Annotated in this window: 19 protein-coding genes and 8 tRNA genes; 14 read left to right on the top strand and 13 right to left on the bottom strand. The window is 74.1% G+C overall.

The genetic code is table 11. The features are described 5' to 3' along the window. Nucleotides 1-16 precede the first annotated feature (16 nt). On the top strand, nt 17-1,267 hold the full coding sequence (gene cobA / locus ABTX81_RS15980; protein ID WP_350545192.1) for a uroporphyrinogen-III C-methyltransferase: 1,251 nt from the start codon (nt 17-19) through the stop codon (nt 1,265-1,267). A gap of 78 nt (nt 1,268-1,345) precedes the next feature. Here cobA and ABTX81_RS15975 read toward each other — a convergent pair whose 3' ends face one another. Next, the gene (locus ABTX81_RS15975) at nt 1,346-4,117 is read right to left on the bottom strand and encodes a SpoIIE family protein phosphatase (RefSeq protein WP_350545188.1); all 2,772 of its coding nucleotides are present in this window, start codon (nt 4,115-4,117) and stop codon (nt 1,346-1,348) included. A 98-nt stretch (nt 4,118-4,215) separates the two neighbouring features. Between ABTX81_RS15975 and ABTX81_RS15970 the strand changes: the two genes are divergently transcribed. Beyond that, nucleotides 4,216-5,022, top strand: a complete 807-nt coding sequence (locus ABTX81_RS15970; protein WP_350545185.1) for a TrmH family RNA methyltransferase — start codon at nt 4,216-4,218, stop codon at nt 5,020-5,022. 534 nt (nt 5,023-5,556) lie between these two features. Here the strand turns inward: ABTX81_RS15970 and ABTX81_RS15965 are convergent. Next, nucleotides 5,557-7,701, bottom strand: a complete 2,145-nt coding sequence (locus ABTX81_RS15965) for a serine/threonine-protein kinase (RefSeq protein WP_502892785.1) — start codon at nt 7,699-7,701, stop codon at nt 5,557-5,559. A gap of 453 nt (nt 7,702-8,154) precedes the next feature. Here ABTX81_RS15965 and ABTX81_RS15960 point away from each other — a divergent pair, with 453 nt between their 5' ends. After that, nucleotides 8,155-8,355: a hypothetical protein gene (locus ABTX81_RS15960; protein ID WP_350545180.1), complete on the top strand. Its 201-nt coding sequence runs from the start codon at nt 8,155-8,157 to the stop codon at nt 8,353-8,355. A gap of 285 nt (nt 8,356-8,640) precedes the next feature. Here ABTX81_RS15960 and ABTX81_RS15955 read toward each other — a convergent pair. The 6 genes from ABTX81_RS15955 to ABTX81_RS15930 all read right to left on the bottom strand — a co-directional run bounded on the left by ABTX81_RS15955 (nt 8,641) and on the right by ABTX81_RS15930 (nt 9,273). Further along, nucleotides 8,641-8,712: transfer RNA gene (locus ABTX81_RS15955), tRNA-Val, on the bottom strand. A 41-nt stretch (nt 8,713-8,753) separates the two neighbouring features. Beyond that, nucleotides 8,754-8,825 (bottom strand) — tRNA-Val (locus ABTX81_RS15950). A 53-nt stretch (nt 8,826-8,878) separates the two neighbouring features. Then, nucleotides 8,879-8,950 (bottom strand) — tRNA-Val (locus ABTX81_RS15945). A 27-nt stretch (nt 8,951-8,977) separates the two neighbouring features. Beyond that, nucleotides 8,978-9,052 (bottom strand) — tRNA-Val (locus ABTX81_RS15940). Between the two features lie 34 nt (nt 9,053-9,086). Continuing rightward, nucleotides 9,087-9,160: transfer RNA gene (locus tag ABTX81_RS15935), tRNA-Cys, on the bottom strand. Between the two features lie 40 nt (nt 9,161-9,200). Beyond that, nucleotides 9,201-9,273: transfer RNA gene (locus ABTX81_RS15930), tRNA-Gly, on the bottom strand. 291 nt (nt 9,274-9,564) lie between these two features. Between ABTX81_RS15930 and ABTX81_RS15925 the strand changes: the two genes are divergently transcribed. The 3 genes from ABTX81_RS15925 (at nt 9,565) to ABTX81_RS15915 (ending at nt 12,451) form a co-directional block, all read left to right on the top strand. After that, complete coding sequence (locus ABTX81_RS15925; RefSeq protein ID WP_350545177.1) at nt 9,565-10,626, top strand: chorismate-binding protein; 1,062 nt, start codon at nt 9,565-9,567, stop codon at nt 10,624-10,626. A 48-nt stretch (nt 10,627-10,674) separates the two neighbouring features. After that, nucleotides 10,675-11,505, top strand: coding sequence for an aminotransferase class IV (locus ABTX81_RS15920; RefSeq protein ID WP_350545175.1), 831 nt, complete (start codon nt 10,675-10,677; stop codon nt 11,503-11,505). A 103-nt stretch (nt 11,506-11,608) separates the two neighbouring features. Continuing rightward, nucleotides 11,609-12,451, top strand: coding sequence for a GNAT family N-acetyltransferase (locus tag ABTX81_RS15915; RefSeq protein ID WP_350545172.1), 843 nt, complete (start codon nt 11,609-11,611; stop codon nt 12,449-12,451). 34 nt (nt 12,452-12,485) lie between these two features. Here the strand turns inward: ABTX81_RS15915 and ABTX81_RS15910 are convergent, their stop codons facing one another. Further along, on the bottom strand, nt 12,486-12,986 hold the full coding sequence (locus ABTX81_RS15910) for a DsbA family protein (protein ID WP_350545170.1): 501 nt from the start codon (nt 12,984-12,986) through the stop codon (nt 12,486-12,488). 104 nt (nt 12,987-13,090) lie between these two features. On the opposite strand from ABTX81_RS15910, the gene ABTX81_RS15905 reads away from it, so the two are divergent. After that, on the top strand, nt 13,091-13,708 hold the full coding sequence (locus ABTX81_RS15905) for a hypothetical protein (RefSeq protein ID WP_350545168.1): 618 nt from the start codon (nt 13,091-13,093) through the stop codon (nt 13,706-13,708). Nucleotides 13,709-13,727: 19 nt separating this feature from the next. Here ABTX81_RS15905 and ABTX81_RS15900 read toward each other — a convergent pair whose 3' ends face one another. Both ABTX81_RS15900 and ABTX81_RS15895 read right to left on the bottom strand, forming a co-directional pair. Next, nucleotides 13,728-14,297: a CGNR zinc finger domain-containing protein gene (locus ABTX81_RS15900; protein ID WP_350545166.1), complete on the bottom strand. Its 570-nt coding sequence runs from the start codon at nt 14,295-14,297 to the stop codon at nt 13,728-13,730. 489 nt (nt 14,298-14,786) lie between these two features. Next, the gene (locus ABTX81_RS15895) at nt 14,787-15,200 is read right to left on the bottom strand and encodes an SsgA family sporulation/cell division regulator (protein ID WP_030056266.1); all 414 of its coding nucleotides are present in this window, start codon (nt 15,198-15,200) and stop codon (nt 14,787-14,789) included. Nucleotides 15,201-15,394: 194 nt separating this feature from the next. Here ABTX81_RS15895 and ABTX81_RS15890 point away from each other — a divergent pair, with 194 nt between their 5' ends. The 3 genes from ABTX81_RS15890 (at nt 15,395) to ABTX81_RS15880 (ending at nt 16,362) form a co-directional block, all read left to right on the top strand. Further along, nucleotides 15,395-15,913 (top strand): TIGR02611 family protein, encoded by a 519-nt coding sequence (locus ABTX81_RS15890; RefSeq protein ID WP_350545162.1) that lies wholly within the window; start codon nt 15,395-15,397, stop codon nt 15,911-15,913. Between the two features lie 100 nt (nt 15,914-16,013). Then, nucleotides 16,014-16,085: transfer RNA gene (locus ABTX81_RS15885), tRNA-Val, on the top strand. A gap of 205 nt (nt 16,086-16,290) precedes the next feature. Next, nucleotides 16,291-16,362, top strand: a tRNA-Val gene (locus tag ABTX81_RS15880). Between the two features lie 66 nt (nt 16,363-16,428). Here the strand turns inward: ABTX81_RS15880 and ABTX81_RS15875 are convergent. Further along, the gene (locus ABTX81_RS15875) at nt 16,429-17,196 is read right to left on the bottom strand and encodes a 3'-5' exonuclease (RefSeq protein WP_350545159.1); all 768 of its coding nucleotides are present in this window, start codon (nt 17,194-17,196) and stop codon (nt 16,429-16,431) included. A 154-nt stretch (nt 17,197-17,350) separates the two neighbouring features. Between ABTX81_RS15875 and ABTX81_RS15870 the strand changes: the two genes are divergently transcribed. From ABTX81_RS15870 to ABTX81_RS15855, 4 genes are all read left to right on the top strand, one after another. Beyond that, nucleotides 17,351-17,905, top strand: coding sequence for a DUF4365 domain-containing protein (locus ABTX81_RS15870; RefSeq protein ID WP_350545157.1), 555 nt, complete (start codon nt 17,351-17,353; stop codon nt 17,903-17,905). 31 nt (nt 17,906-17,936) lie between these two features. Beyond that, nucleotides 17,937-19,121 carry a hypothetical protein gene (locus ABTX81_RS15865; RefSeq protein WP_350545153.1) on the top strand — a complete coding sequence of 395 codons (1,185 nt, stop codon included), beginning with the start codon at nt 17,937-17,939 and terminating at the stop codon, nt 19,119-19,121. A 99-nt stretch (nt 19,122-19,220) separates the two neighbouring features. Then, complete coding sequence (gene thrS / locus ABTX81_RS15860; protein ID WP_350545150.1) at nt 19,221-21,200, top strand: threonine--tRNA ligase; 1,980 nt, start codon at nt 19,221-19,223, stop codon at nt 21,198-21,200. A gap of 81 nt (nt 21,201-21,281) precedes the next feature. Next, nucleotides 21,282-21,842 (top strand): HIT family protein, encoded by a 561-nt coding sequence (locus ABTX81_RS15855; protein ID WP_350545146.1) that lies wholly within the window; start codon nt 21,282-21,284, stop codon nt 21,840-21,842. Nucleotides 21,843-21,898: 56 nt separating this feature from the next. Here the strand turns inward: ABTX81_RS15855 and ABTX81_RS15850 are convergent, their stop codons facing one another. After that, the gene (locus ABTX81_RS15850) at nt 21,899-23,542 is read right to left on the bottom strand and encodes an AbeC-like domain-containing protein (protein ID WP_350545143.1); all 1,644 of its coding nucleotides are present in this window, start codon (nt 23,540-23,542) and stop codon (nt 21,899-21,901) included. Nucleotides 23,543-23,581 lie beyond the last annotated feature (39 nt).

Below are 23,581 nucleotides of genomic sequence, written 5' to 3'. Positions count from 1 at the left end.
TCCAGGAGCACCACCGATGACCGCGCCCACCCCTCACCCCAGCACCGAGGGCCGCACCCCGTACCCCGTCGGCCTGCTGCTGGCCGGCCGCCGCGTCGTGGTGGTCGGCGGCGGTCACGTCGCCCAGCGGCGGCTGCCCGCGCTGCTCGCCACCGGTGCCGAGGTGCACCTGATATCCCCGGCCACCACCCCGGCCGTCCAGGCGATGGCCGACGCCGGGGAGCTGACCTGGCACCGGCGGCCCTACCAGGAGGGCGACCTCGCCGACACCTGGTACGCGCTGGTGGCCACCGACGACCCGGCGGTGAACGCCGCCGTCAGCGCGGAGGCGGAGCGCGAGCGGGTGTTCTGCGCCCGCAGCGACGACGCCTCCGCCGCCACCGCGTGGACGCCGGCCAGCGGCCGCGACGCCGGGGCGACCGTGGCCGTCCTCACCGGCGACCCGCGGCACTCGGCCGCGCTGCGCGACTCGATCGTCGAGGGGCTGCGGGACGGCTCGCTCGCCGCCCGCCAGTACCGCGCGCACGGCGCGGGGGTGGCGCTGGTCGGCGGCGGCCCGGGCGACCCGGACCTCATCACGGTGCGCGGCCGGCGGCTGCTCGCGGACGCGGACGTGGTGGTGGCCGACCGGCTCGCCCCGCGCGAGCTGCTGGCGGAGCTGCCGGAGCACGTCGAGGTGATCGACGCGTCGAAGATCCCGTACGGGCGCTTCATGGCGCAGGAGGCGATCAACCGGACGCTGGTCGAGCACGCCAAGGCCGGCAAGTTCGTGGTGCGGCTGAAGGGCGGCGACCCGTACGTGTTCGGGCGCGGCGGCGAGGAACTGCTGGCCTGCGCCGAGGCCGGGCTGCCGGTCACGGTGGTGCCGGGCATCTCCAGCTCGATCAGCGTGCCGGCGGCGGTCGGCGTGCCGGTCACCCACCGGGGGATGACCCACGAGTTCACCGTGGTCTCGGGCCACGTGGGGCCGGACGACGAGCGGTCGCTGACGAACTGGGGCGCGCTCGCCCGGATGACCGGCACCCTGGTGCTGCTGATGGCCGTCGACAAGATCGGCGCGATCGCGGCCCGGCTGATCGAGGAGGGCCGCGCCGCCGACACCCCGGTGGCCGTGGTCCAGGAGGGCACCACCGCCGCCCAGCGCCGCGTCGACGCCACCCTGGCCACCGTCGCCGCCACCGTCGAGGCCGAGGGCGTCAAGCCCCCCGCGGTCATCGTGATCGGCGACGTCGTCGACGTCCTCGCCGCCGCCACCCCCGCTTCCTGACAAGGGCCCGTTCCCCCGCACTCCGCCACGTGTGGACGTGGCGGAGTGCGGGGAAGCGGGCCACCGCCGCACCCCCGCCTACTCCAGCGGCTGCTCCGTCCAGATCACCTTCCCGGTCGCCGTGTACCGCGTCCCCCAGCGGTCCGCGAACTGGGCGACCAGGAACAGCCCGCGCCCGCCCTCGTCCGTGGTGGCCGCGTACCGCAGGTGCGGCGACGTGCTGCTGCCGTCCGACACCTCGCAGATCAGTGCCCGGTCGAGCAGCAGCCGCACCTTGATCGGCCCCGTGCCGTACCGGATCGCGTTGGTCACCAGCTCGCTCAGGATCAGCTCGGTGACGAACGCCGCCTCCGCCAGCCCCCACCGCTCCAGCCGCTCCGCCACCGCCGCCCGCACCCCCGCGACCGCCGCCGGATCCGACGGCACCTCCCACTCCGCCACCTGCCCCTCCGGCAGCCCCCGGGTCCGCGCCACCAGCAGCGCGATGTCGTCCTGCGGCCGCGTCGGCAGCAGCGCCCCCAGCACGTCCGCACAGGTCTGCTCCGGCGTCCGCAGCGGTCCTGCCAACGCCGCCCGCAGCAGCTCCAACCCCTCGTCGATGTCCCGCTCGCGGTCCTCCACCAGCCCGTCCGTGTACAGCACCAGCCGGCTGTCCTCCGCCACCTCCAGCTCCACCGTCTCGAACGGCAGCACCGCCAGTCCCAGCGGCGGCCCGGTCGGCAGCTCCGGGAACACCACCGACCCGTCGGGCCGCACCAGCGCCGGCGGCGGATGCCCCGCACTCGCCACCGTGCACCGCCGCGCCACCGGGTCGTAGATCAGGTACAGGCAGGTCGCGCCCGTCACCGCCCCCGAACCGCCGGTCGCCGACTCCTCCAGGTCGATCCGGTTCACCAGCTCGTCCAGGTGCCCCAGCAGCTCGTCCGGCGGCAGGTCCAGCGTCGAGAAGTTGTGGATCGCCGTCCGCAGCCGCCCCATCGTCGCCGCCGCGTGCAGCCCGTGCCCCACCACGTCCCCCACCACCAGCGCCACCCGGGCCCCCGGCAGCGGGATCAGGTCGTACCAGTCCCCGCCCACCCCCGCCTGCGCCGGCAGGTACCGGTGCGCGACCTCCAGCGCGTTCTGCTCCGGCAGGCTGCGCGGCAGCAGACTGTGCTGCAGCGTCACCGCCATCGCGTGCTCCCGGGTGTACCGGCGCGCGTTGTCGACGCACACCGCCGCGTGCGCGACCAGCTCCTCCGCCAGCGCCAGGTCCTCCTCCTCGAACGGCTCCTCCCGTTCCGAACGCCAGAACCGGGCGATCCCCAGCAGCACCCCGCGCGCCTTCAGCGGCACCCGCACCAGCGAGTGCACCCCGTACGCCAGCACCCGCGCCGCGGCCTCCGGATCCTGCTCCCGCCACCCCGCGGCCTCCGCCAGCCGCGGCTCCACCCCCGGCAGCCCGCTGTTCAGCGCTCCCGCCAGCGGCGTCGACGGCGCCACCTCCAGCACCGTGCCCACCGGGTAGAACGGCACGTCGTCCCGCACCGACGCCAGCGCCGTCCGCCGCATCCGCAACACGGTCCGACCGGACGGCGGCTCGTCGCCCTCCAGCACCTCGTCGGTCAGGTCCACCGTGACGATGTCGGCGAACCGGCCCACCGTCACCTGCGCCAGCTCCTCCGCCGTCCGCGTCACGTCCAGCGTGCTGCCCACCGTCACCCCGGCGTCGTACAGCAGCCGCAGCCGCCGCTGCGCCACCTCGGCCCGCCCGGACAGCGCCAGCAGCTCGGTGGAGTCCCGCAGCGTCGCCACCGACCCCGGCGGCCCGCCGTCCCGGTCCGTGGGCCGCACGTTCACCGCCAGCAGCCGCTCACCGGCCAGCACCATCTCGTCGGTGACCGTCCGCCCGTCCGCCAGGAGCTCCAGCGGCGCCGGCTCCAGGCCCAGCTCGGTCAGCGGACGGCCCTCGGCGTCCGGCGGCAGGCCCAGCAGCCGGCGCGCCTCGTCGTTGCAGAGCAGCAGCCGGCCGTCCTCGCCGATGATCAGCACACCCTCGCGCACCGAGTGCAGCACGGCCGCGTGGTGCTCGTACATGCGCGTCATCTCGGCCGGCCCGAGACCGCGGGTCTGCCGCTTCAGCCGCCGGCTGATCAGCGCCGTCCCGCCGGTCGCCAGCGCGAGCCCGGCGGCCGCCGCCCCCAGCACCACCGGCAGCTGCCGCTCGCTGGCACTGCTCACATTGGCGATCGTGATGCCCGCCGCCACCGCTCCGACCACCTGCCCGTTCGGCGCCTGCACCGGCACGATGGCCTGCACCAGCGACCCGATCGTGCCCTGGACCTGCTCGATCACCACCTGCCCGTTCAGCGCGGGCTGGTAGTTGCCGATGACCTTGTGGCCGATCCGGTCCGGGTTGGGGTGGGTCAGGCGGATGCCGTCGGTGTCGACCACGACGATGAAGTCCACGTGCGCGTTGATCCGCGCCGACTGCGCCGAGGGCTGGAGCAGTGCGGTCGGGTCGGGGGAGCGCAGCGCCGCGACGATGCCCGGCGAGTGGGCGAAGGTCTGGGCGACCGCGACCGAGCGGTTGGTGGCCTCCTGCCGGGCGTCGTTGCGGGACTGCACCACCAGCGCGACCACCGCCGCCACCACCAGCAGCAGCACCACCACGACCTGGAGCGCGAAGACCTGTCCGGCCACCGACCGGCCCCGGGCCGGTGCGGGCCGGGCCGTTCGGGATCGCTGGTGCCGACCGTGTGGGCGCCCACCGGGCGAGTCGGCGACGGTACCGGTGGATCGGGAGCTGGAGGTGGAACCGGCCGCACCAGGGTCCGACGGAGCCCAAGATCGGCCCGGAAATCGGGCCATACGTCATATTTGCACTCCACGTGGCGACGGGCCAAGGCCGACCACTCCGCGCATTGGGCCGGTTGGCCTTCCCCGGCCCGACTTGGCAAGATCGCAGGGTGTCCGAACCCCGCACCATCACCGACCCCGCCGACCCGCGCCTCGCCGACTACACCGGCCTGACCGACGTCGAACTCCGCCGCCGCCGCGAACCCGCCGAGGGCCTGTTCATCGCGGAGGGCGAGAAGGTCGTCCGCCGCGCCCTGGCGGCCGGCTACCGGATGCGGTCGATGCTGCTGACCCCGAAGTGGCTGGACGTGATGGCCGACGTCATCGCCGAGGCCGACGCCCCCGTCCACGTCGTCGAACCCGCCCTGGCCGAGGCCGTCACCGGCTACCACGTCCACCGCGGCGCCCTCGCCTCGATGGAGCGGCAGCCGCTGCCGGACGCCGCCGGACTACTGGCCGGCGCCCGCCGGGTCGCCGTCCTGGAGGGCCTGGTCGACCACACCAACCTGGGCGCGATCTTCCGCAGCGCCGCCGCCCTCGGCATGGACGCCGTGCTGCTCTCGCCCGACTGCGCGGACCCGCTCTACCGGCGTGCGGTGAAGGTCTCGATGGGCGCCGTCTTCGCCGTCCCCTACGCCCGGCTGGACCCCTGGCCGAGCGCCCTGGACACGGTACGCGCCGCCGGCTTCAGCCTGCTCGCCCTCACCCCGGCCGACACCGCCGTCGACCTGGCCGCCCTCGCCCCGCACCGCCTCCCCAAGGCGGCCCTGATGCTCGGCGCCGAGGGCGACGGCCTCACCCCCCACGCCCTCGCCGCCGCCGACCACGCCGTCCGCATCCCCATGGCCCACGGCGTCGACTCCCTCAACGTCGGCGCCGCCGCCGCCGTAGCCTTCTACGCCGTCACCGCCACCTGACCCCCACCGGCCCCCGGCCTGTGGCGCCGCCTGGAAGGTCGGCCCCGCCGACGTCCTGCTCCAGCGAGCCCCATCTCGCAGGGCTCCCGTCCGCGCCCGCTTCCAGCGGCCCGCCGTGGCGCCGCACGGAATGGCCCCGCCGAGTTCCGACTGCGGCGCATCCCGCCGGCAACGGCACCCATGCCTGGCGGCTCGCCGTGGCAGCGCCTGGAAGCCGGGTCCGCCGACCTTCCACTCCGCATCCCGCCGGCTACGCGGCCCCGTGCCGCTTCGTGCGGCCCGCCCTGCTGCCGCCCAGGGACTCGGGTCGGCAGACTCTCTACCTTGTCGAGCCCGTGTTGCCGCTTGGGAAGTCGTGCGTCGCCGACTTTCTGCTCCGCGCGCGCGCTCACCGCTCGCGGGGGCTTCCGCCCGCGCCCGCATCCGGCGGCCTGCTGTGGCGCCACCTGGAAAGCCGGGCCCGCCGACTTCCTGACGCCGGCGACCCTGTGTTGCCGCTCGGGACGGCGGGGCCGCCGGGTTTCCGGTCCCCGGTCAGCCGGTGGGGGTGGTGGGGGGTGCGGGGGCGGCGGCGGGGGGTGGGGTGGTGACCGGGGGAGTCATGGTGGGGGAGCCGGGCCAGGACTCCTCCAGGGTGCCGTCCGGGCGCAGGGTGTAGCGGGTGGACGTGGCGGCCCCGGTCTGGGCGACCCGCTCCTCCCGTACCAGGGCACCGTTCTCCAGCCGCCAGGCCGCCGTGGCCTGCGGATCCGCCGCCGAGGAGCGCGAGGTCAGGGCGACCGGGGTGGCCCCGTTGAAGGAGAACAGCTGCACCAGGTCGACCGGCACCGAGCCCTCCGAGCGCCGCAGTACGATCACCGTGGCCGGCTCGCCCTTGTACCGCGCCGGGAGGACCGCGCTGAGCACGACCTGCGGCCCCGCGCCCGACGCCGAGCGGCCGTCCCGCAGGGCGATCGCCGGACCGCCCGCCGGATCCAGGTAGGAGCGGTTGGGCCAGTCGACCCCCGGGGCCAGGCCCTGGGCGGGCAGCAGCCCGCCGTCCGCGCCGCCGCCGGCCGGGGCCCCGTGCGCCGCGGCCGCCAGCGGGGTGGTCGACGGCGCGAGCCCGTCCGCCGAGAGCCCCGTCCCGGTCGACGCCTCCGGAGCCGGGGCGGCCGTGCCCGGGGAGGCCGATGCGGCCGCGGAGCTCGTGGGCGCCCGCAGGCCCTGCTTGTCCCGGTTCTCGCACCCCTGCGCGGCCGCGATGGCCAGCGCCACTCCCACCGTCACCGTCACGAACACCACCAGCCGTTGCCGCAGCAGCCGCTGCCGCGCCGTCCCTGGGCGCCCGCCGGGGGCGGGCGTGTGCTGCCGGTCGCCCGCGCGGCCGCGCGGCCGGGCCGGCCGCTGCGCGCGCTCGCGCGCGGGCGGCGGGGTCTGCTGGCGCTCGCGCATCGGCCGGGTGGCCTGGGCCGCCTCCGGGCGGGGGAGCGGAGCGGTGGCCGCCTGCCCGTCGCCCGGCCCGGGGACCCGCCGCGGCGCGCCACCGGCCGCGCCGGCCCTGACCCGGGCGGAGGCGGCGGCCTGCTCGGGTGCCCGCCCTGGCGCCGGGACGCCGCGCGGTGCGGCGGCCGGCGGTGCGGCCGGCACCGGTCCGGCCGGACGAGCCGGGTGCGCGGGCCGGCCGGGGTGCGCCGGGTGCCCCGGAACCCCGGCACGCTCCGTGCCGGGTCCGGGCGCGGCACCGGGGACGGCCCCCGCCCGCCCCGCGCCCGCCGCACCGGCGGCGCCGGCCGCGGCCTGGCCGCGCGCGGCCCCGCGCCCACGGCCGAACGGTCCGCCGGAGCCCTGCCCCGCACCGCCGCCCGCCACCGGCCCGGGCCCCGCCGCGCCGCGCGCGGCCAGCTCGCTGAGCCGCTCGTGCAGCGCGGCCGCGCCGGGCCGCTCGGCGGGCTCCTTGGCCAGGCAGGCCCGGATCAGCGGCGCCAGCTGCGGCGGCACCGCCGACAGGTCGGGCTCCTCGTGGACGACGCGGTAGAGCATGACCTCCGAGGAGGCCCCGGAGCCGAACGGGGTGTCCCCGGTGAGCGCGTACGCGAGGGTCGCGCCGAAGGCGAAGACGTCGGTCGCGGGCGTGACGGCGGCCCCCCGCACCTGCTCGGGCGCGAGGAAGCCGGGCGAGCCGACGGCGGTGCCGACGTGGGTGAGCGTGCTGGCCCCGCGCGACCAGGCGATGCCGAAGTCGATGATGCGCGGCCCGCGCGGCGAGAGCAGGATGTTGGACGGCTTGAGGTCGCGGTGGACGACGCCGGCCTCGTGCACCTTGACCAGCCCGTCGGCCAGCGCGGCCCCGATCCGGGCGACCTCGGGCCAGCCGAGCGCCCCCTCGTCGCCGACCCGCTTGTACAGCGAGGGCCCGGGGACGTAGGCGGTGGCCAGCCAGGGCCGGTCGGCCTCGATGTCGGAGCCCATGACGCGGGCGGTGCAGCCGCCGCGGATCCGGGAGGCGGCGGCGATCTCCCGCGCGAAGCGGGTGCGGAACTCGACGTCCTCGGCCAGCTCGGAGCGGATCAGCTTGAGCGCGACGCGCTGCCCCCGGCGGTCCGACCCGAGGTAGACCACGCCCATGCCGCCGGCTCCCAGCCGCCGGTGCAGGCGGTACGGCCCGACGATGCGGGGGTCCTCACGCCTCAGCCGCATCATCGCCATTCTCGTTTCCCCGTCAGACTGTGGGTGAGGCCCCGTCGGATGGGGCGTCGTCAGTTCCTGTCTGGCACAGCTTACGGACTGCCCGCTGCGGTGTGCTGATACGCAACACCTGTAGCCACCGTCCGATTGTCGGATCTTGGACTGACATCCGGGTGGCGCGCCGGCGGTGCGCTGCCGAATCGTTTCTCGGGGTCACCCCTCAGGGTTCCCCCTGGGACCGGGTCGCGGACGTCTCCCCCTGCGGTAGTACTCCCCAGGTCTGATCGTCATCCTCCGGGAGGCCCGGAGAACAGTACGACGGCATGACGCCCGCCAACCCCCTCCCGCCATACCGTTGTTCTCAGCGGTGGACGGGGAGCTCGTCCCCCGAGGTAAGCCGTCCACCGCGTCCACGTGCACCACCGTCCACCCACCGGCCGAGCTCATGAAAGAGGAGTCAAGGGCATGGCACCGCAGCCCACGGGATCCACCTCCGGCCGTCGCCGGCCGGCCTTCACCCAGCCCGGCGCCGCGGAGCCCACCCGGCACCCCGCCGTGGCGGTGGCCATGGCACTGCCCTGCGCGGTGCTGCTGGCCGTCCTGTTCGGCGGCTGGGAGCAGATGGCCAACCAGGCCCAGGCGGTGGCCGAGCTGCTCGGTCACTGACCGGCCGGCCGGGCACCCCGGGTGCCCACCAAGCAGGCACTGATCCCCTGGGGACGGGGAGCCAGTGCCGCCGGGGAGGCCGCGCCCGCGATGACACGCGGACGGGCGAGAGCGGCGCGCAGAGCGCCCCGGCAGGCGGAGACGCCGCGTACGGACGTCGGTGAGGGCGACCGTACGCGGCTCTTCTGCTGTCCCACAGCCCTCAGCCATCCGGAGAAGCCGCCGGGGAACGCCGAAACGGCCGGGGCCGCGACCTGTTACGAGTCGCGGCCCCGGCCGTCACTGTGCGCGATACTGGGATTGAACCAGTGACCCCTACCGTGTCAAGGTAGTGCTCTCCCGCTGAGCTAATCGCGCCTGGTAAGGCGTTGCTGCAGCAGGCCCTGAAGGGCCTGACGTGCGCGATACTGGGATTGAACCAGTGACCCCTACCGTGTCAAGGTAGTGCTCTCCCGCTGAGCTAATCGCGCGGGTGCGGTGCGACCGCGGTGAACTCCGTGGTCCGGGGACCGGAAGATCAACGTGCGCGATACTGGGATTGAACCAGTGACCCCCACCGTGTCAAGGTGGTGCTCTCCCGCTGAGCTAATCGCGCGGGGCAGGTGTCCGGCAGAGCCGGGCATGGTGCGCGATACTGGGATTGAACCAGTGACCCCTACCGTGTCAAGGTAGTGCTCTCCCGCTGAGCTAATCGCGCGGGGAGGCCACCCGGCGGAGCCGGGCGAGCCTCTTGGAGGTGGAGACGGGATTTGAACCCGTGTAGACGGCTTTGCAGGCCGTTGCCTCGCCTCTCGGCCACTCCACCAGGCAACACTCGAAGGACGATCTTACACTGTCCTTCGTCGAGCGGACGACGAGATTCGAACTCGCGACCCTCACCTTGGCAAGGTGATGCTCTACCAACTGAGCCACGTCCGCCTGTCTGCCGGGATCCTCACCGGTTTTCCCGGCTGCGCTCCGTGGCGACGTGTTGAACTCTAGCGGATTCCCGGGCCAGCGAAAAATCCGTTCCCGCAGCGTGCCCGCCGGACGCCCCCGGCCCACCCCGGCGCGGACCGGCCCGGACGCCGCCGGCGCGGGTGGATCGGCACCGTGCGTGACACCCCCAGGTCACCCGGCGTACGCCCGCGTGACGCCCGGCTCTGCTCGCGCCCCCCGACCTACACTTCAGGCACCGCAACCCGAGCAAAGCCCCCGTGCAGGAGAACCGTGTCCGGCCACCCCGACCCCCAGCACCCCCTCGCCCGCTTCGGCGGCCGCCTGGCGACCGGGCTGCGCGACGTCACCTCCGACCCGGCCGCCCTGGACTCCGCCGGCTGGTGGGCCGTCGCCTACGACTTCGAGGGCCGGCTCACCTGCGCCCGCTTCGACGACGTCCGCCCGGCCCCCGCCCCGCCCTCCGGCGCCGGCTGGCTCGGCCCGTCCGCCGGCGACTGGCGCAGCTCGCTCGACCGCACCGCCTACCTCGCGGGCGTGCGCCGGGTCCGCGAGCACATAGCGGCCGGCGAGGTCTACCAGGCCAACCTCTGCCGGGTGCTCTCCGCGCCGCTGCCCGACCCGGCCCGCTCCGACATCGACGCCCTCACCGGCCTGCTCGCCCACGGCAACCCGGCCCCCTTCGCCGGGACGATCCGGCTGCCCGGACACGGTGTGGAGATCGCCACCGCCTCGCCCGAGCTCTACCTGCGCCGCGCCGGCCGCACCGTCTCCTCCGGCCCGATCAAGGGCACCGGCCGCACGGAGCACGACCTGCTCGACAAGGACCACGCCGAGAACGTGATGATCGTCGACCTGGTCCGCAACGACCTCGGCCGGGTCTGCGCCACCGGCACCGTCACCGTGCCCGACCTCTGCGCGGTCGAGAAGCACCCCGGCCTGGTCCACCTGGTCTCCACCGTCGAGGGCACCCTGCGCCCGGACGCCGGCTGGCCCGAGCTGTTCGCCGCCACCTTCCCGCCCGGCTCCGTCACCGGAGCCCCCAAGTCCAGCGCCCTGCGGATCATCGAAGCCCTGGAGACCGCCCCGCGCGGCCCCTACTGCGGCGCCGTCGGCTGGGTGGACGCCGACCGCGGCGAGGCCGAACTCGCCGTCGGCATCCGCACCTTCTGGATCGACCGGAGCGACCCCGCGGCACCCGAGCTGCGCTTCGGCACCGGCGCCGGCATCACCTGGGGCTCCGACCCCGACCGCGAATGGGCGGAAACCGAGCTGAAGGCCGCCCGCCTGGTCGCGATAGCGTCGGGCACCGACATCCGCCCCGACACCGCCTGAACCCGACACCGCCCGAACCCGATACGGACCCGCGAGGAGCACCCCGCGATGCAGCACCCGACCACCAGCTGGGTCAACGGCACCCTCGTCGACTCCGCCGACCCGGCCCTGCCCGTCCTGGACCACGGACTCACCACCGGCGACGGCGTCTTCGAGACCATGAAGGCCGTCGACGGCCGGGCCTTCGCCGTCACCCGCCACCTGGAACGGCTCACCCGCTCCGCCCGCGGCCTCGGCCTGCCCGACCCCGACCACGACCTGGTCCGCGAGGCCTGCGCCGCCGTGCTCGCCGCCAACCCGATGCCGCTCGGCCGGCTGCGCATCACCTACACCGGCGGCACCGCGCCGCTCGGCTCCGAGCGCGGCGACGCCGGCCCCACCCTGGTGGCCTCCCTCGGCACCGCCACCCGCCGCCCCGACACCACCGCCGTCACGGTCGTCCCCTGGCGCCGCAACGAGCACAGCGCCGTCGCCGGCCTCAAGACCACGTCCTACGCCGAGAACGTCGTCGCCCTCGCCGCCGCCCACCGGGCCGGCGCCTCCGAGGCCCTGCTCGCCAACACCGCCGGCCGGCTCTGCGAGGGCACCGGCTCCAACGTCTTCGTCGTCCTCGGCGGCCGCCTGCTCACCCCGCCGCTCGCCTCCGGCTGCCTGGCCGGCATCACCCGGCAGCTCGTCGTCGACTGGTGCGGCGCCGAGGAGGCCGACCTCCCGCTCGACGCCCTCCAGGAGGCGGAGGAGATCTTCCTGACCTCCTCCCTGCGCGACGTCCAGGCCGTCACTCGCGTCGACGACCGCGAACTGCCCGGCCCCGGCCCGGTCACCGTCAAGGCCATGGCCACCTTCGCCGAGCGCAGCGGCGACGACCTCGACCCCTGAGCGCCCCCGCCCCGGAGGCGAGCGGGCGGCAGGGGGAACCTCCGGCGGGGACGGCGGCGTCCGAGCCGGTAGAAGAGCCGGACGGCGGGGAAGGGACCCCGACATGACCACCACGCTGCGCCCCGAGAGCCCGGAGACCCCCACCCCCGCCGGCGGCCGCACCCGGCGCTGGCAGATCTGCGTCAACGGCCGCCCGGTCGGCGGCCTGCGCACCACCGCCGTCCCGCGTGGCGGCCAACTCTGGGGCGAAATAGCGGAGTTGGAGGTGCGCAGCGGCCGCGGCCGGGGGTACGGGACGATCGGCGCGCTGGCCGCCGAGGAGGTGCTGCGCGGCTGGGGCTGTACCCGGGTGGACGCCGACATCCCCGAGGGCGCGCAGGTCGCCCGCTCGCTCGCGGTCACCCTCGGCTACACCGAGCGGATGCGGAACATGGTGAAGCGGCTGGACGTGCCGCCCGCCCTGCCGCCCGGCGCCACCGCCCGCCCGATCGGCGCCGCCGAGTTCCCGGCCTGGCTGGCCGAGGCCAAGGCCGGCTACCTGCACGACCTGCGCTCCTCCGGCCTCGGCGAGGAGGAGGCCCGCGCCAAGTCCGACGCCGACCACGCGAGACTCCTGCCGCAGGGCGCGGACACCCCGGGCGTCGCGCTGCGCCGGCTCTTCGGGCCGGGGGAGGAGCCGCTGGGATCGCTCTGGCTGGCGCTGCGGCTGCGCGACCTGCCCGACGGCTCCCCGCTGGCCTGGGTGATGGTGGTCGAGGTGGCCGAGGCCCACCGGGGCCGCGGCCACGGCCGCGCGCTGATGCTGCTCGCCGAGCACGTCTGCCTGTCGGCGGGCGTCCGCGACCTCGGGCTGAACGTCTTCAGCGGCAACGAGGTCGCGATCCGCCTCTACGAGTCGCTCGGCCACCGGGTCACCAACCGTGTCTACGGCAAGCCGCTGCTGTGACCGGCGGCGATGTGCCGGTCACCCCGGGGAAGGGTCAGGACGCCTTCGCGGCCTCGACGGCGGCGACGATGCGCTCCAGCAGGCCGTCCTGGCTCTTCCCGCCGTCGAGGCGCTGTCCGGCGATCACGTACGTCGGCGTGCCGGTGACCCCGATCGCCCGGCCCTCGGCCTGGTCGGCGTCCACGGTCAGCATGTGCCGTCCGTCCACCAGGGCGGTGTCCACCTCCTCGGCGTCCACCCCGACCGCCCGGGCGACCTCCAGCAGCACCTCGGTACCGCGCGCCTCCAGGTCCTCGACCCGCTCCAGCAGCGCCTCGACGAAGGGCCAGCCGAGGCCCTGGGCGAACGCCTCCTCGGCGGCCTCGGCGGCGGGGTAGGCGTGCTTGTGCTTCTCCAGCGGGAAGTGCCGGAGCTCGATCGGCAGCGCGTCGCCGTAGCGGGCGCGCAGCGCGCGGACGTCGTCCAGGGCGGTGCGGCAGTCCGGGCACTGGAGCTCGCACCAGAACTCGAGACGGGGGAGGGAACCTTCGATCATGCCCCCAGTGTTCCATCAGTGGGCCCTGTGCCGTTCCGGCGCCCGGGCCCGGCCAGACCGCCAGACCACAGCGATGGGAGGTCCGACGAGATGATCAGTCCGACATGCAGTCCGACGTGCAGTCCGACATGCGGTTCGACTCGCCGTCCGACTGGCGGAGCGACGGCCGCCAGGATGGCCGAAAGCGCGACCGTGACCGCGGCGGCGCCGGGCGAGGGGAGGCGGCCGTGCTGACCGGGGCGGTCGCCTTCGCGCTCACCGCGGGGGGCGTGGCCGTGGCGGGCCTGCGGGCCTACCGGCGGCGCCTCCTCTCCGCGACCCGCTGGTTCGCCGTCGCCCTGCTGCCCGCCGGCCTCTACCTGACCGGCCTGTTCCCGGTGGCCCGGACGATCGGCGACGAGATCGCCGACTGGGCGGTCAAGCTGGTCTTCGACCCCCGGGTGTGGACCGGCATCGTGCTGCTGGCCGTCTCGGTGGGGCTGCTGGTCACCACCCGCTGGGCGGGACGGCGCGGCGCCGTGACCGAGGGCCGCGAGGCCGCCACCCCCGCCGCCGGGCCCGCCCCGGCCCGTCCGGCCGTGGCACCGGCCGCCGGCGCCCCGGCCGCCCAGGCGGCGCCGAAGCGCGCCGAGAAGCCCAAGCGGGCCGGGCAGGGCAAGGACGACGACGGCCTCGGCGACTTCGCCGACATCGAGGAGATCCTGCGCCGCCGGGGCATCTGAGCGCCGGGCCGGCGGGCGCTCAGGCCGAGGGGACCGCGTCCGCCGAGCGCTGGCGGGCCCGGTAGGCGGCCACGTGCAGCCGGTTCCCGCAGGTCCGGCTGTCGCAGTAGCGGCGCGAGCGGTTGCGCGAGAGGTCCACGAAGACCCGCGCGCAGTCCGGCGCCTCGCAGCGGCGCAGCCGTTCGCGCTCGCCCGCGGTGAGGATGAACGCCAGCGCCATGCCGAGCTCGGCGGCCAGGTGGTCGCCGAGGGCGGCGTGCGGCGCGAAGTAGTGGATGTGCCACCCGTGGTGGTCGTGGTTGGTCAGCCGGGGCGTCGTGCCGGCGGCCGCCACCAGGGCGTTGACCAGCTCTGCGGCCTCCTCGGTGGACTCCGTGCCGAAGACCTCGCGCAGCCGGGAGCGCAGCCGGTGCACCTGGCGCAGGTCGTCCTCGGTCAGCGAGTCGACCTCGCTGATCTCCTGCCGGACCACGAAGGCGTCGAGCGCGGCCACGTCGGGCATCAGCTCGGTGCCGCACACCTCGGGGGCGGTGTTGAGCAGCTCGACGAGGATGCTCAGCGCGCACTCGGTGTCATGGGTGATCAGCACGTGGAGGCTCCTCGTGCGGAGGGGGCCGTGGGCACCCCGCGACTACGGGTCATTCCCAGACCTTACCGGTGCGGTGCGGTGCGGTGCGGCGGCTTGCGTCGAAGACGTGTACGGATTCCGTCAGTCTGTACGGAGTTCGCGCCGGGGGCCCGCGCCCGGCGGTGTCCGCCCGGCCAGGCGTCCGGCCAGGCGTCCGGGCAGCGGGGCGGGAAGGGGGCGGGAAAGCGAGCGAAGGGCGCCGGGAAGGGCCCGGAGAAACGGCCGCGCCCGGCACGGAGGCCGGCCATCCGTGGGATGGCCGGCTCCGGTGCCGGGCGCCTTCGGTGCCGCAGGCCCCCTCCGGTTTGGAAGAGAACCGTTTCGTCACCGGCCCCGAGACCGCGTCGTGCGCGGCTGAGTCTGCTGCCGTGCCCCCGAGTAGGACGGCTGCGGTTGACGGCAGGGGCTACGACCCCGCCGACAACGGGGTGTGACCGCCTCCGGTCGGGGTCAGCTTTCGGCGAGGATGTGGGACAGCTCCCGGTCGAGGTCGAAGTGACGGTGTTCGGTGCCGGGCGGCACGGCGGCGTCGGTCCGCTTGAGGAACGACTCAAGCGCCCGGGCCGGGGCCTCCAGCAGGGCTTCTCCTTCCGGAGAGCTCAGGGCGATGCAGACCACCCCTTGTCCGTGGCTGCGCGACGGCCACACCCGGACATCGCCCGTACCGGTGGGTCGGTGCAGCCCCTCCGCAAGGAGATCTCGGGCGAACACCCACTCCACGGTCTCGTCGGCGCCGGTGTGGAAGGTGGCGTGCACGGCATAGGGGTCGGCGGTGTCGTAGCGCAGGCCCGCGGGGACGGGCAGTGAGGACTCGCTGGACACGATGAGGCGCAGGTGCAGCTCGCAGCTGACCGTGGTGTTCATAAGCGCCATGGCCTTTCGCTCAGTGTGCGCTCGGGGAATCGCACGTCGGCGAACGGACCATCCCACCTCCACGACCGATGTAAACCCCTCTGTCCCGATTCGGGCGCGAGTCGTACCCCTTACGGCGCATTGCGGAATCGCCACAGAGCGCCCGGGGGGCGATTACCCGGGGGCTTCTCGGTTAGTTTCCTGGCATGACTGTGCGAAGCGACGAGGCACGCGGTGACGCGGGCGGGAACACCGGAACGGGGGACGGGATCGTGCCGGACGACACGGGGGCGCCGACGGGTGCGGGTGAGGACGGCGCGGAGCCGGACGCCCGGGGTGCGGAGGACGGCAAGCCGCTCGGCTCGCGCGCGCCGGGGTTCATCCGCCGCTCCCGCCCACTGCACCTGAGCTGGCAGGTGGCCGTCTTCCTGGTCGGCCTCGCCGTGGTGGTGCTCGGTGTGATCATGCTTCCGCTGCCCGGCCCCGGCTGGGTGGTCATCTTCCTGGGCATGGGCATCTGGGCGACCGAGTTCGTCTGGGCCCAGCTGGCCCTGCGCTGGACCCGCCGCAAGGTGGCCGAGGCCGCGCAGAAGGCCCTGGACCCGCGGGTCCGGCGCCGCAACCTGACGCTCACCGCGATCGGCCTGGTGCTGATCGCCGCGCTCGGCGGCTGGTACCTGTGGAAGTACGGGCTGGTCATGCCCTGGAAGATCGACGAGGACTGAGCCTCCCCGCCCCGCCCGCCGGCGAGCCGGGCGGGGCCGTCCGGGGGAGGCGGCGTGTTCGGACCACCCCCCGGGATGCGGTAATGTTTTCCCTGCACCCGGGCGATTAGCTCAGCGGGAGAGCACTTCGTTCACACCGAAGGGGTCACTGGTTCGATCCCAGTATCGCCCACCGGAATGCATTGTGATATGTGAGGCCCAGCCGATTATCGGCTGGGCCTCACATGTATTTCCGCAATCCGGCGAACGGTGCCGGGAATGTGCTGAGGCGCAGTCACCTTCCGCGTCGCGCAGGAGTTCTGCGGATGCGTCGGACGCACTCCCCGAACGAGTTGTACGGCACCCCCCGAATGGTGCTACAGTTCTTCTCGTTGCCCGGGCGATTAGCTCAGCGGGAGAGCACTTCGTTCACACCGAAGGGGTCACTGGTTCGATCCCAGTATCGCCCACCGGACAGCACGCAGGCCCTGATCGGGAGACCGGTCAGGGCCTGCGGCGTTCCCGGACCCGGCCCGCTACGCCGCCACCTCGCACTCGTGCTCCGGCGACAGCCGGCGGCCGCAACCGCACCGGGCCGGCCGCAGCGGCCACGACAGGTCCACCCGCTCGTCCGCCCCCGACCGGTCGAACCACGCCTGCAGCCCCCGCGCCTGCGCCGCGTGCCAGACCGCCTGCCGCAGGTGCAGCTCCGCCGCCGTCAGCCCGCCCAGCGCCCCCGGGTACCGCGCGCCGATGGTCCGCACCACCTCCAACGCCGCCGTCGCGTCCGCCCCCGCGTCGTGCGCCCCGGTCAGCTCCACCCCGTAGTGCGCGCAGAGGTCGGTCAGCGTCCGCCGGCCCCGGCGGTAGCGGTCCACGTGCTTGTCCAGCACCCGCGGGTCCAGCACCAGCAGCGCCGCCGGGCCGATCGCCTCGGTCAGCGACACCCCCCGGTGCCGGCGCAACTCCCGGTCCAGCAGCGTCAGGTCGTACGGCGCGTTCATCACCACCACCGGCCGCCCGGCCCGCGCCTGCTCGGCGAGCGCGGCCGCCACCTCCGCCACCACCACCGGCGCCGGCCGCCCGTGCGCCCGCACCCGCTCGTCGGTTATCCCGTGCACCGCGCGGGCGCCGTCGGGTATCGGCACGCCGGGATCGGCGAGCCAGCCGGTGGCCACCGGGGCCGCGCCCGGGGCGGGTTGGACGACCAGCGCGGCCGAGACGATGCGATCGGTCTCGACGTCCACACCGGTGGTCTCGGTGTCGAAGGCGGCGAGCGGACCGGTGAACCAGTGCTGCTGCATGACTGCCCCTCGAAAACAGCGCGTTCCCGCCCCGGTGATACCCGCCCCTGACGCCCCCTCAACCGTTTGGCGCAGCACCGGCCGGGCACCCTGCCCACGGGTGCCCTGTTCGAATCCGGGACGGGGCCCGGGGGACGGGGGAGGACGGACGGTCATGGCGCTGACGCAGCCGCAGCCCGACGAGGCGGCGGCCGTCCTGCGGGGCGATCTGGCGGTGACCGCGTGCATGGAGACCCTGCAGGTCGGTTATCTGCACGCGGTCGTCGCCGCGGCCGGCTGCTCGCTCTCCCAGCCGTTCCCCGACAACGGCATCGACTGGCACGTCAGCCACGGCTCGCACAGCCACGAGGTCGACGACGAGGTCACCGTCAAGATCCAGCTGAAGGCCACCCAGCAGATCGCGCCCGACCCGCGCGGCGCGTTCTTCTCCTTCACCCTGGACAACGACCACCTGCGCAAGCTCGCCCGCCCGCGGGTCGCCGTGCCCCGGATCCTCGTCGTCATGCTGCTGCCCCGCCGCGTCGACCGCTGGCTCGCCGCCCGCCCCGACGCCCTCGAACTTCGGCACTGCTGCTACTGGGTCAACCTGGCCGGCCACCCCGTCACCGGGCAGCGCCGGACCAACGTCCGCGTCCCCACCGCGAAGGTCTTCGACGACCGCGCCCTGTGCGACATCATGGCCAGGATCGGCGCGGGCGGCAGCCCGTGACGGCCCGGCCCCGGCCGGGAGGAGCCGCCCCATGACACTGCCCCACGGGCCGATGGGTCCCACGCTCGGCGAACCGCCGCAGACCGGGCCGCTGCCCGATCCGGCCGCCGTCGACCCCGCGGTGCTCGCCACCCTGCTCGCCCGGCACGGCTGGGTCCGGCGCGGCGGACCCGCCGCCCGCTACGGCCGCTGGACGCCGCCCGAGGGCACCGACCCCGGTGTCAGCCTGCTCGTCCCCGCCGGCGACGGCTTCGACGACGCGGTCGACCTGCTCACCGACGCCGTCACCGCGCTCTCCCGCTCCGCCAGCCCCTCCGCCCGCGCCATCCTGCTCGCCCTGGCGCTGCCCGGCGACGAGCTCCAGTGGCACCGCGACCTCGCCGCGGCCCCCGGCACCACCACCCCCGGCGCCGCGCCCTGGGACGATGCCGAACGGCTCCGGAACGCCGCCCGCGCCATGCTCGCCGCCGGCGCCAAGGCCGGCCGCACCCGAGCCGCCTACTTCGGCGCCCGCCTCGACGCCTGGGCCGGCGACTTCCTCGACCGGGTCCTGGTCGTCGGCGACGGCCCCGGCCTGACCGCCTACACACCCGCCCCCGAGGGCCGGGCCGCGGTCACCACCCTGGTCCGCGCCCTGGAAGCGCTGCGTGACGCCGTCGACTACCGCCGGGTCAGCGGCGGCGAGGCCTTCGAGAACGCCGTCCAGTCCGGCGTCAGCCGAGAACTGGTCGAATCCGTCCGGGAACTGGTGCGCGGCGCCACCGCCGGCCGGTTCACCGTCGCCTGGTCCGCCGCCGCCGGCACCCCCGGCGGCTTCGGCGACCGCCGGATCGCCGTCGAGTTCTCGCCCGGCGACCTGCCCGCCCTGGAGGAGGCCGCCGAACTACTCGAACGCATCGAGCCCGCGGTCGCCGTGACCATCGTCGGCCTGGTCGTCCGCCTCAAGCGCGCCGACCCCGCCGGGCCGGGCAGCGTCCGCCTGCGGGTGCTCGGCGGCGCCGAGGTCGACGAGATCAAGGTCCGCCTCCCCGGCCCCGCCTACCGGCTCGCCGCCGAGGCCCACCTGGCCGGCACCCCGGTACGGATCAGCGGCCGCCTGGAGCGGCGCGGCGGCTTCCGGCGGCTCACCCGGCCCACCGGCCTGGAACCCTGCGGACTGGAGGACGCCGAGCGCGAGCGCCTGCTCAAGACCCTGGGGGAGGGGGACCGGGGGTAGGAAGGGTACGGAGGTGACGGTGGGGCCACCGGTCTCGGTACCATCGTCAGGCGCAGCGCTGTGCTGCGCCCTCTGAATCCAGCACGTCAGGAGAGACCGGTGACGGACGTCCGGGTAATCATCAACCGCGAACCCGATCGGGAAGAGCGCGTGGTGACCACGGGCACTACGGCCGCCGAGCTCTTCGCCGACGACCGCTCGATCATCGCCGCCCGGGTCGGCGGCCGGCTCAAGGACCTCGCCTACGCCCTCCAGGACGGCGAGGAGGTCGAGCCGGTCGAGATCTCCAGCCCCGACGGCCTCGACATCCTGCGCCACTCCACCGCGCACGTCATGGCCCAGGCCGTGCAGCAGCTCTTCCCGGAGGCCAAGCTCGGCATCGGCCCGCCGGTCAAGGACGGCTTCTACTACGACTTCGACGTCGCGACGCCGTTCCACCCCGATGACCTCAAGGCCATCGAGAAGAAGATGCAGGAGATCATCAAGCGCGGGCAGAAGTTCTCCCGCCGGGTGGTCACCGACGAGGGAGCCCGCGAGGAGCTGGCCCACGAGCCGTACAAGCTGGAGCTGATCGGCCTCAAGGGCTCCGCCGCCACCGCCGGCGAGGGCGCCGACGTCGAGGTCGGCGCCGGCGAGCTCACCATCTACGACAACCTGGACGCCAAGAGCGGCGAGCAGTGCTGGGGCGACCTCTGCCGCGGCCCGCACCTGCCCAGCACCCGGATGATCCCGGCGTTCAAGATCATGCGCTCGGCCGCCGCCTACTGGCGCGGCAGCGAGAAGAACCCGATGCTGCAGCGGCTCTACGGCACCGCCTGGCCGAGCAAGGACGAGCTCAAGGCGCACCTGGAGTTCCTGGAGGAGGCCGCCAAGCGCGACCACCGCAAGCTCGGCAACGAGCTCGACCTCTTCTCCATCCCCGAGGAGATCGGCTCCGGCCTCGCCGTCTTCCACCCCAAGGGCGGCATCATCCGCCGCGCCATGGAGGACTACTCGCGCCGCCGGCACGAGGAGGAGGGCTACGAGTTCGTCTACACCCCGCACGCCACCAAGGGGAAGCTCTTCGAGAAGAGCGGCCACCTGGACTGGTACGCGGACGGTATGTACCCGCCCATGCAGCTCGACGAGGGCGTGGACTACTACCTCAAGCCGATGAACTGCCCGATGCACAACCTGATCTTCGACGCGCGCGGCCGCTCGTACCGTGAACTGCCGCTGCGCCTGTTCGAGTTCGGCACCGTGTACCGGTACGAGAAGTCCGGCGTGGTGCACGGCCTGACCCGCGCCCGCGGCTTCACCCAGGACGACGCGCACATCTACTGCACCCGTGAGCAGATGGCGGACGAGCTCGACTCGACCCTCACCTTCGTGCTCAACCTGCTGCGCGACTACGGTCTGACCGACTTCTACCTGGAGCTGTCCACCAAGGACCCGGAGAAGTTCGTCGGCACCGACGACGCGTGGGAGGAGGCCACCGCCGTCCTCGCCGCCGTGGCCGAGAAGCAGGGCCTGCCGCTGGTCCCGGACCCGGGCGGCGCGGCCTTCTACGGCCCGAAGATCTCGGTGCAGGCGCGCGACGCCATCGGCCGGACCTGGCAGATGAGCACGATTCAGCTGGACTTCAACCTGCCGGTCCGTTTTGATCTTGAGTACACGGCGGCGGACGGCTCGCGCCAGCGGCCGGTCATGATCCACCGGGCGCTGTTCGGCAGCATCGAGCGGTTCTTCGCGGTGCTGCTGGAGCACTACGCCGGTGCCATGCCGCCGTGGCTCGCCCCGGTCACCGTGACCGGCATCCCGATCACCGACGAGCACGTGCCGTACCTGCTGGAGGTCGCGGCCGAGCTGAAGAAGCGCGGGATCCGGGTCGAGGTGGACACCTCGGACGACCGGATGCAGAAGAAGATCCGCAACGCCCAGAAGACCAAGGTCCCGTTCATGCTGATCGCCGGCAACGACGACGTCGAGGCGGGCGCGGTCTCCTTCCGCTACCGCAACGGCGAGCAGAAGAATGGCGTCCCGGTGGCCGAGGCCGTCCAGGAGATCGTGGACGCGGTGGAGCGCCGGATCCAGGTCTGACACCGTCACCCGTACGTGGTCGCGGGGCGGGCTCCTTCAGGAGTCCGCCCCGCGCGGCTTTGCAAGCCCGGTTGGGCGAATATGCTGATCAGCATGACGACTGAGCCGGAACTGCAGCAGGGCGTCGGGGAGCCGGACGGCTTCCGCCGCCTGTGGACCCCCCATCGGATGGCCTACATCCAGGGCGAGAACAAGCCCACCGGCCCGGCTCCGGACGACGGTTGCCCGTTCTGCTCGATCCCGTCGCTGACCGACGAGGACGGGCTGGTCGTCGCGCGCGGCAACACCGTGTACGCGGTGCTCAACCTGTACCCGTACAACGGCGGGCACCTCATGGTGGTCCCGTTCCGGCACGTGGCGGACTACACCGAGCTGGACGAGGCGGAGACGGCCGAGCTGGCGGTGTTCACCAAGAAGGCGATGACGGCGCTGCGCGCGGCCTCGGGCGCGCACGGCTTCAACATCGGCATGAATCAGGGCGCGGCGGCCGGTGCCGGCATCGCCGCCCACCTGCACCAGCACGTGGTGCCGCGCTGGGGCGGGGACACCAACTTCATGCCGGTGGTCGGCCACACCAAGGTGCTGCCGCAGTTGCTGGCGGACACCCGGAAGATGCTGTCCGAGGTCTGGCCGCAGGGCTGACGCGCTCAGCGAGGAGGGCCCCGCCGGCGATCGGCGGGGCCCTCCGTCGTGCGTGCTCAGGCGTCGTACTGGTCGACCTTGAACGGCCGGCTGCCCTGGGCCTCGGCCTTGAGGCCGGCCGCGCGGCCCTTGAAGGCGCGCTCGGTGTCGAGGTCGTGCTCGGCGAGGAACTCCAGGGTGGCGGTGTGGACGGCGGCGAGCACCGGGTGGGAGGCGTTGAGCGCGTTGTCGGCCATGGTGCGGGTGCCCCAGGGCTGGCCGGCCCAGGTGTGCCGCAGACCGAAGGGTTCGGGCAGGCCGAGGCCGCCGCCGAGCCAGGAGAGCAGGCCGGGCGTCCGGTAGAAGGGGGCGCGGACGGCCTGCCGGACGACCTCGTCGTTGTCGATCAGCCGGAGCTTGACCGTGCGGTCCTCCCAGAACCGGAAGGTCTTGGCGACGGACTTCTCCTTGTCCTTGGGCTTGTCGCCGAAGAATCCGTCGATGGGGCCGAGGGCGTAGCCGGCGACGGTGATGTTGAGGGTGTTGGCGAGCAGCACGACGGTGACGGTGAAGGTCAGGACGAGCTTGCCGTCGTGGGTGATGAACTGGGTGGCGAGGTAGTGCCGGGGGCCGCCGGCGAAGGTCTGCTTGTCGGCGATGGCCTGGACGGCGAAGTCGCGCATGTGGTCGCCGTCCATGTCGGCGTTGCCGGGGCGGCTGATCTCGTCGGCGCTCTCGCCGACCTCGTAGACGATCCACTGCTTGACCTGGACGTTGGGCATGCCGCTGTTGGCGACCTCGCTGATACCGAGGGCCTTGAGGTGGCCGGAGATCTTGCGGACGAGGTCCCAGGGGTGGAACTGGCGGAAGTCGATCTGGCCCTCGGCGGGGCGCAGGGTGTCGATGAGCTTCCACTCGCCCCAGCGGCGGCCGGCGCCGAGGATGCCCTTGGGGCCGGCGTAGTGCTGGACGTTGGTCTCCTGCTCGGACTCCAGCCGGCCGAGCTTGGCGCGCAGGTCGGCGGCCTTCTTGTCGAGGTCGTCGCGGGGGACGGCCATCGGGACGGTCGCGGCGACGGCGTTGCCCTCGGCCAGCGAGAGCCAGCGGGCGCGCAGGTCGACGGCGGTGCGTTCGACGATGCGGCGGGCGAGGTACCAGCCGATGACCGGGGCGAGCATGACGACGCGCAGGTAGAGGCCGAGGATGCCGCCGGCCGGGGGCTTGATCGCGAGCAGCACGGCGAGCGCGGCGGCGAGGATCAGGACGATCGCCCCGTAGACGCCGGCGTTCTTGGGGTTGTCGCGCCGGAGCCAGGCGCGCAGCTGGAAGGCGCCGAGCCAGGCCAGGGCGCCGGGCAGGCAGAGCAGGCCGGTGACGACGGAGATGGTGGACAGTTGGCGGTCGCGGTTGCGGCGGATCTCCTCGGCGGCGAGGCAGTGCTCGACGATCTGGCGGGTTTCGATCCCGAAGGCGGGGACCAGGGGCTTGCGGTCGCCGCCGAGGGTGCGGGAGATGAGCGCCTTGCTCCAGGCCTCGCCGAGGTTGGGCTCGAAGAGGGCGAAGCGGCCCTTCTTGGCGGTGGTCCCGGCGAGCTTGGCGGCGCCGTCCTGCAGCGTGGTGTCGCGGTACGCCACCGAGGAGATCGCCTGGGTGCCGGCGGTCTGCGGGCCGGCATCGGTCCGGGGTATCTGCGCACCCGGGGTCATGTCGAGTGTGGTCACGGTGGCGTCCCCTCCTCCCCTTCGTCCTGCGGCAGGTTA

Source organism: Kitasatospora sp. NPDC097605 (assembly GCF_040302725.1).
GTDB lineage: Bacteria > Actinomycetota > Actinomycetes > Streptomycetales > Streptomycetaceae > Kitasatospora.
The sequence above is the reverse complement of the archived record's forward strand: the minus strand, read 5'-3'. Positions and strand labels throughout refer to the sequence as shown.

Bases quoted from the DNA above. Each gene is read 5' to 3' on its own strand.
- ABTX81_RS15865 (WP_350545153.1), top strand. From the start codon at position 17,937: ATGACACTGCCCCACGGGCCGATGGGTCCCACGCTCGGCGAACCGCCG.
- ABTX81_RS15905 (WP_350545168.1), top strand. From the start codon at position 13,091: ATGCAGTCCGACGTGCAGTCCGACATGCGGTTCGACTCGCCGTCCGAC.
- ABTX81_RS15960 (WP_350545180.1), top strand. From the start codon at position 8,155: ATGGCACCGCAGCCCACGGGATCCACCTCCGGCCGTCGCCGGCCGGCC.
- ABTX81_RS15915 (WP_350545172.1), top strand. From the start codon at position 11,609: ATGACCACCACGCTGCGCCCCGAGAGCCCGGAGACCCCCACCCCCGCC.
- ABTX81_RS15910 (WP_350545170.1), bottom strand. From the start codon at position 12,986: ATGATCGAAGGTTCCCTCCCCCGTCTCGAGTTCTGGTGCGAGCTCCAG.
- cobA (WP_350545192.1), top strand. From the start codon at position 17: ATGACCGCGCCCACCCCTCACCCCAGCACCGAGGGCCGCACCCCGTAC.
- ABTX81_RS15875 (WP_350545159.1), bottom strand. From the start codon at position 17,196: ATGCAGCAGCACTGGTTCACCGGTCCGCTCGCCGCCTTCGACACCGAG.
- ABTX81_RS15920 (WP_350545175.1), top strand. From the start codon at position 10,675: ATGCAGCACCCGACCACCAGCTGGGTCAACGGCACCCTCGTCGACTCC.
- ABTX81_RS15870 (WP_350545157.1), top strand. From the start codon at position 17,351: ATGGCGCTGACGCAGCCGCAGCCCGACGAGGCGGCGGCCGTCCTGCGG.
- ABTX81_RS15975 (WP_350545188.1), bottom strand. From the start codon at position 4,117: ATGGCCCGATTTCCGGGCCGATCTTGGGCTCCGTCGGACCCTGGTGCG.
- ABTX81_RS15965 (WP_502892785.1), bottom strand. From the start codon at position 7,701: ATGCGGCTGAGGCGTGAGGACCCCCGCATCGTCGGGCCGTACCGCCTG.
- ABTX81_RS15855 (WP_350545146.1), top strand. From the start codon at position 21,282: ATGCTGATCAGCATGACGACTGAGCCGGAACTGCAGCAGGGCGTCGGG.
- ABTX81_RS15890 (WP_350545162.1), top strand. From the start codon at position 15,395: ATGACTGTGCGAAGCGACGAGGCACGCGGTGACGCGGGCGGGAACACC.
- ABTX81_RS15895 (WP_030056266.1), bottom strand. From the start codon at position 15,200: ATGAACACCACGGTCAGCTGCGAGCTGCACCTGCGCCTCATCGTGTCC.